General features: G+C 63.2%; 6 protein-coding genes. 4 read left to right on the forward strand and 2 right to left on the reverse strand.

All coding sequences use genetic code 11. From position 1 onward, the window contains the following. Positions 1-113: 113 nt before the first annotated feature. Positions 114-848, reverse strand: coding sequence for an AzlC family ABC transporter permease (locus M9890_15125; GenBank protein ID MCO5178285.1), 735 nt, complete (start codon positions 846-848; stop codon positions 114-116). 156 nt (positions 849-1,004) lie between these two features. Between M9890_15125 and M9890_15130 the strand changes: the two genes are divergently transcribed. The 4 genes from M9890_15130 to M9890_15145 all read left to right on the forward strand — a co-directional run bounded on the left by M9890_15130 (position 1,005) and on the right by M9890_15145 (position 4,900). Then, positions 1,005-3,026 (forward strand): copper resistance protein CopC, encoded by a 2,022-nt coding sequence (locus M9890_15130; protein ID MCO5178286.1) that lies wholly within the window; start codon positions 1,005-1,007, stop codon positions 3,024-3,026. An 81-nt stretch (positions 3,027-3,107) separates the two neighbouring features. Continuing rightward, a complete protein-coding gene (locus M9890_15135) occupies positions 3,108-4,016 on the forward strand; it encodes a GGDEF domain-containing protein (protein MCO5178287.1) in 909 nt (302 codons plus the stop codon). Positions 4,017-4,155: 139 nt separating this feature from the next. Beyond that, a complete protein-coding gene (locus M9890_15140) occupies positions 4,156-4,545 on the forward strand; it encodes a cupredoxin domain-containing protein (GenBank protein ID MCO5178288.1) in 390 nt (129 codons plus the stop codon). Between the two features lie 166 nt (positions 4,546-4,711). After that, the gene (locus M9890_15145) at positions 4,712-4,900 is read left to right on the forward strand and encodes a hypothetical protein (protein MCO5178289.1); all 189 of its coding nucleotides are present in this window, start codon (positions 4,712-4,714) and stop codon (positions 4,898-4,900) included. Here M9890_15145 and M9890_15150 read toward each other — a convergent pair. Next, positions 4,897-6,005: amidase (locus M9890_15150; protein MCO5178290.1), on the reverse strand; the 1,109-nt coding region annotated here is incomplete at its 5' end. The genes M9890_15145 and M9890_15150 overlap by 4 nt on opposite strands.

Consider the following 6,005-nt stretch of genomic DNA (forward strand, 5'->3'; position numbering starts at 1 on the left):
CCAGGCGAGGAAGCGATCGAACGCGGGCGGCAAGGTGCGCCGCGCCAGGTGGAAACCGCCAATGCGGGCCGCCAGTGTGGCAGCGGCGATGACAGCAATCATCGGCAGATAGCTCATTGGCGCGCCCGCGATTCAACGATCGTGCCGAGCAGCGCGGCTCCGCAGGATGCGATCGGCAGGGCAACGCCGCCGCTCATGAACTGCGTCAGCAGCAGCATCAGCGCCGCAGCGAACGTGGCGACGACAATCGCCATCCGAGTGTGTACCAGCGGGCGGAGCAGCGCGATGAATGTGAGCGGGAAGAGGAACGCGAGCCCGATCCGCTCCGGATCCGGCAGGGCAGAGCCAAACAGAATGCCTGCCAGCGTCGCGAGGTTCCAGATGACGTACAGGCTCAACCCGCTGCCGAGCATGAACGCAGCAATGCCGCGATGTTCGCGCGCGTGCTGAATCGTCAGACCGAAGCCTTCGTCGGTGAGGACGGCCCCGCCGATCTCGGGGCGTGGGCGCTCGTGCGGGTCCATTAGTCGGCGCAGGACCATGCCATACAGCAGATGGCGCAGATTCAGCAGAATGGTGGTGAAGGCCACAGAGATGGCTGCCGCGCCAGAGGCGGTCATGCTGACGATCGTTGCCTGGGCTGCTCCGGCGAAGACGGTGAGTGAGAGCAGTTGTGTTTCAACTGCGCTGAATCCGGTTGCGCGGGCCGCGACGGCGATGGCGACGGAAAACGGGATGACGCCGGGCCAGAGCGGCATGGCCGCCAGAAAGCCGCGCCGAAAGGTTTGGAGCGTATCGACAGGCTGGGTACCGTCAGCCTCGATGGATGCTGGTTGCGACGATGACATTGATCCGTTTGCTCCGCCCCTGTTTCGGTCAACGCCACGGATCATGCCATAACGCGCTCCGCGTTCCAGTCCTGCGATCCACTCTGGCCGCTAGCGTACAATCAGCCGCTGGGTCGCGCTCACTGCCGAGCGCGTTGCAATGAGTCCGGGCAGGTGATGCGTACCCATCCTTCTGCAGCTCACACAGGTCAATGCTGGCGGCCGCAGCGCCGTCGACTCATCGCATTCGCCGCTATCGCGATTGCCGTGCTGGCGATGTTTGGCCCCGCCACCACGCCGAACGCGCTGGCACACTCAGCCCTCTTTCATAGCGATCCGGTGCCCGGCGACAGTCTCAGCGAATCTCCTCCGGCCATTACGCTCTGGTTCACCCGCGATGTTGATCTGGCGTCCAGTCGGGTGACCATCGTCGGCGCGGACGGCGTCGCGCGCTCGACGGGACGGCTGGAGATGATCGGGACATCGAGCGCTCCGGCTATCCGCGTCCCGCTGAACGATGTTCTGTCCCGAGGCAGTTACACGGTTGTCTATGATGTGGTGTCGGCGGTTGATGGGCACGCCAGCAGCGGCCACTTCACGTTCACGGTCGGCGATGCACTGATGCCGAGCCTGGCGCAGCAGAACGCGCTGGCTGGGAGCGTGCAATCCGGCTCGGTGATTCCAGACGCGGCCACAACCAGCGTCCGCTGGCTCAACCTCATGGCGCAGTCCGCGCTCGGCGGCGTGCTGCTGTTTCTGGTCGCGCTGCTCATCCCGGCCCGGCGGGTCGCGGGATTACCGCCAGTCCCGTCGCGTCGCTATCGTCTGCTGATTGCCGGACTGCTGGTCGCGCTCGTCGTCGGCCACCTCGCGGCCCTGCTGTTCCAGTCGATGACGGCGGCGCATGCGGGATCGCTTTCGGCGGCACTCGCTGAGCTGCCCCGCGTGCTCAGTGAGACGCGAGTTGGCATTGTCTGGCTCATCCGCTCGGCGCTGCTGCTTGCGCTGGCGTGCCTCTGCTGGTTGCTCGTTCGCGGGGCGCAACTCACGGGCGCTGTGGATCGCGAGCGCTGGCGATGGTCTGCCGGTCTGGGGATCGCGGCAGTGCTCGTACTGACATCCAGCCTCGTCAGCCACGCGGCGGGTAGCGACGGATCGATCGACGCGCTTCTACTCGTCGACTGGCTGCACGGCATGGCTGCCGCCGTCTGGTTCGGTGGAATCGTGGGCCTGCTCGTCTCGTTCGATCTGCTGCCGTCCGGTGTCGCCCGCAGGGCGTTCCTCTGGCGCTATGCGCGTTTTGCGCTCGTTGCCCTCGGCACTCTGATCCTGACCGGCTTCGTGCTGGCACGCAGTGAAGCCCTGAGCTGGGACGGACTGCTCTCAACCGACTACGGCATGTGGCTGCTGATCAAGCTGGTCCTCGTCGCCGGAGTCATTGGCGTTGGCGCACACCACCTGCTGAACGTCTATACGCAGATCGGCGTCGGATCACTTGAGCAGCAGCGGCGGACCTCACACTGGTTTCCACGCACGCTGCGGCTGGAAGCCGCTATCGCAGCGATCATCGTCGTGGTCAGCAGCATCCTGGTCGGAACGCTACCGGCGCGCGATGTACTCCAGGCACCGGGGGTGCTCGGCTCGACCAGGCTTGTCGCCGAGACTTCAATCACTATTCGCATTTCCCCGACGCCGATCGGCGCGAACGAATACTCGGTTGTCGTTTCACCGAGCGATCCGGAAACGTTCGGGGTGATTGCAGGCATCGATCTGCGCTTTACCTGGATTGATGACCAGTCGGCCAGCGAGGTGACGACGCACCTGCGCCAATCCGGTTCGGTCGAAGCGCGCACCTTTGTTGGCAGCGGTGCGTTTATAGAGCATGAGGGTAACTGGCTGGTCACGATCGTCGTGCAACGCGATGGATTCGATGCCAGCCTCGATGTTCCGATCGGCGTCACTGCGTCGGACGGGGTGCTATCGCTGACCGGAGTGCCGGCGGCTGAGAGCGCCAACGACGGTCGGGCGACCGCCATCGGTCTCGCCTGGTTGGCTATCGGGCTGCTGTTGTTCGTGGGTGCCTGGCGACTACACGCGCAACGATCGAGCATGCGCTATGGCTTGATTGGGGCGGGATTTGTGGCAATGGGCCTCGGTCTGCTGCTTCTTGCTGTTGGCCAAGATGTTTTTGTGCGATGATAGAACTTGACTCCGGTTATTGCTATATTTGTTTGTATCTGACTTTTCAGGGGTAACGCTATTTCGTGGAGTGGCGGGAACATGGGGCGACTGCACCGCTGGATCGAATCCCAACCTCCTCACTTCGTACTGATCGCTTGCATCGTCGTCGCAGGATTGATCGGTATCGTTGATGTCGCTACGGGCGCTCAACTCTTCCTTACAGTCCTCTACCTGGTCCCGATCTCGGTTGCAACGTGGCGCGCCGGTCGCGCCTGCGGCCTGCTGCTGGTTGTGCTTTCAACTGTTGCGATGTCGATTGCCGAGGCGAGCGCACCATTGACCGATGTGTCCGCCTGGGCGCAGTTCTGGAATGCAATTGCTCGCGTCCTCGTCTTCATCTTCATCGTCCAGTTGATCACGAATCTGCGTGAGGCACGGCAGCACGCCGACCGCCTGGCGCGAACAGACAACCTCACCGGCGTCTCCAATCTGCTCGCGTTCCGCGAAATCAGCGCAATTGAGCTGGAGACGGTGCAACGGACACAGCAGCCCCTGACCCTGATGTTCCTCGACATTGATGACTTCAAGAACGTCAACGACAACCACGGGCACTCCGTGGGCGACGAGATGTTGCGTGAGGTTGCCGATGCGCTGCGGGAGCTGGCGCGCCCGGACGACCTCGTTGCCCGCGTTGGCGGCGATGAGTTCGTGCTGCTGCTGCCGCGAACCAACACCAACTCAGCTATGCACTTTGCCGATCGTGTCGCACGCCGCATTTCGGCGATTGTCCGCCCGGACGGATCAGCGTTGACCTGCAGCATCGGCCTGTCGTCGGCGAATGACGGCTTCACGACGATTGACGATGTCCTCCACGAGGCCGATCGCGCGATGTATCTGGCAAAGTCCCAGCGGGCCAGATCGCGTGGCATCGTCAGCAATGACGCTCCAGCCCTGCGACTCCTTGCTCCGCCTGATCAATCTGCGGAAGCCTCCGCCTTCGACGCGTGACGCATTCCTCGCGCAGCCAGCATCTATATTTGCGGCGAAGTTCTTGCTAATCTAGCGGTGGACATTGCCAGGATCGGTAACCGGTGCCCCTCCGACATGTCCGGATGGTGAAAGGGGGCCATCAGTGTGCGCTCGCACGTTGACCACACGTCGTCTGATGTTTCTGGCTGGAATGCTGCTCGGCGCTCTTGTGCTGAGTGGATGTGGCTGGAACTCGGTGCTCGTTGAGGAGACGCCGACGGCGAACAATGAGCTCACAATCGAGCTGACCGATACGTCCATCACACCGACGCACCTCCAGGCGCTCAAGGGTGATGTGACCTTTAACGTGACCAACAATGGCACTAAGGTACACAATCTCGCAGTGACGATGGGCAAGGATGAGTTCGAATCAGCCGAAATTGCCCCAGGTGCTACCGAGACATGGACGCTGCACTTCCCGCGAACCGGGCAGTACGCGCTCTTCTCCAACCTCGCCGATGACCACGACGCAGGTATGGAGACAATGGTGCTGATTACGACTGAGTAATCGCGCAACCACTTTGACTGGCCGGGGCGATCGTCGCCGGCGGCGGAGCAGCCGCCGCGATGATCGCCCCGTTTTGCTGCCCGTCACAACATTGGTACGTTCGGCGTCAGTCTGTTGCGTGTCTGCAACTGCCTGTTGCGTAGGATGGATGAGAAAGGAGGCAATGATGCAACAGGACCCCAGGCGGAACGACACTGGCAAGCAGGGCTTGAGCATGACCTATGGATTGGTCTTTGGCGCAGCACTTGGCTTGCTCCTGAGCGTGGTCTTTGACTTCAATCTCGCCTATGGTCTCGTCATTGGAACTGCCGCTGGAATGCTTATTGGCCTGTTCGTAGACCATCGTCGGATCTAGACGCCGCTTGGACGATTCGCCGCGATCTGCGGCATCGCATCCGCCATCGCGCGCGCGATGCCGAGCAGACGTGATTCGCTCCAGCGCGCTCCGACCAGTTGCACCCCAATCGGCAGGCCGTCTGGCGCGAACCCGACCGGCAGCGTCACCACCGGATGGCCGGTCAGGTTGAACGGTCGGCAGTAACCGGCTAGCAGGTTATAGTCTGCGGCCACATCGTCAACCACGATCGGCGTGCCGCGCTCGCAATGCGGAAACGCCGGAACCATCATCACCGGGCAGACGAGCGCGTCATATGTTGCAAAGAAGCGCTCCCAGTCGCCGATCAGTACGTCGCGCTGCTGCAGCAAGCGGAAGTACTCTTCGGCGCTCGGGGGCCCGGCAGGCGGCGGCTCGATACGCATGCGCACGATCACCCGGAGCGCCGCGCGGATCGCCAGCTGCTCATCGAAATCAATCTCCGGCAACGTCTCTTCGACTGCCGCACCGACTCGCTCCAGAGCCGAGCCAATCTGCGCGATGACCTGCTGCGTTGCTGCGTCGGCAGGCACGCCGGGAAAGCGCTGGGCAATGGCGAAGCGCGTGTTGGCGAGATCGATCTGCGGGGACGGAGTCAGCGGCACGGGCGGCACATCCGGATCGGCGATGTCTGGCCCGGCGATGACACTGAGGGCCAGCTCCAGATCGTCTATCGAGCGCGCCAGCGGGCCGATGCAGTTCATCACCCGCGTCGTGCGCACGTCGCCGGGCAGGTCGGGGATGTGGCCGGCGTTCGACACCCGACCCTCGGTCGGTTTCAGACCGAAGATCCCGCAGCAGTGCGCCGGGATGCGGATCGAGCCGCCGATATCGCTGCCGATGTCGAACGGCGCACAGCCGGCTGCGACGGCCGCCGCCGCGCCACCGCTCGATCCGCCGGGGATTCTGCCGAGATCCCATGGGTTATTGGTCCGACCGAAGAGCGGGTTCGTTGTCTGAACATCGGTCAGGAACTCCGACACATTCGTCTTGCCCAGCACGATCGCGCCAGCCCCGCGAAGCCGACGGGCCACTGTCCCATCGGCAGACGGCACGTAGTCACCCAGCCGTGGCGATCCGGCCGTCG

This window comes from Thermomicrobiales bacterium (assembly GCA_023954495.1).
GTDB lineage: Bacteria > Chloroflexota > Chloroflexia > Thermomicrobiales > CFX8 > JAMLIA01.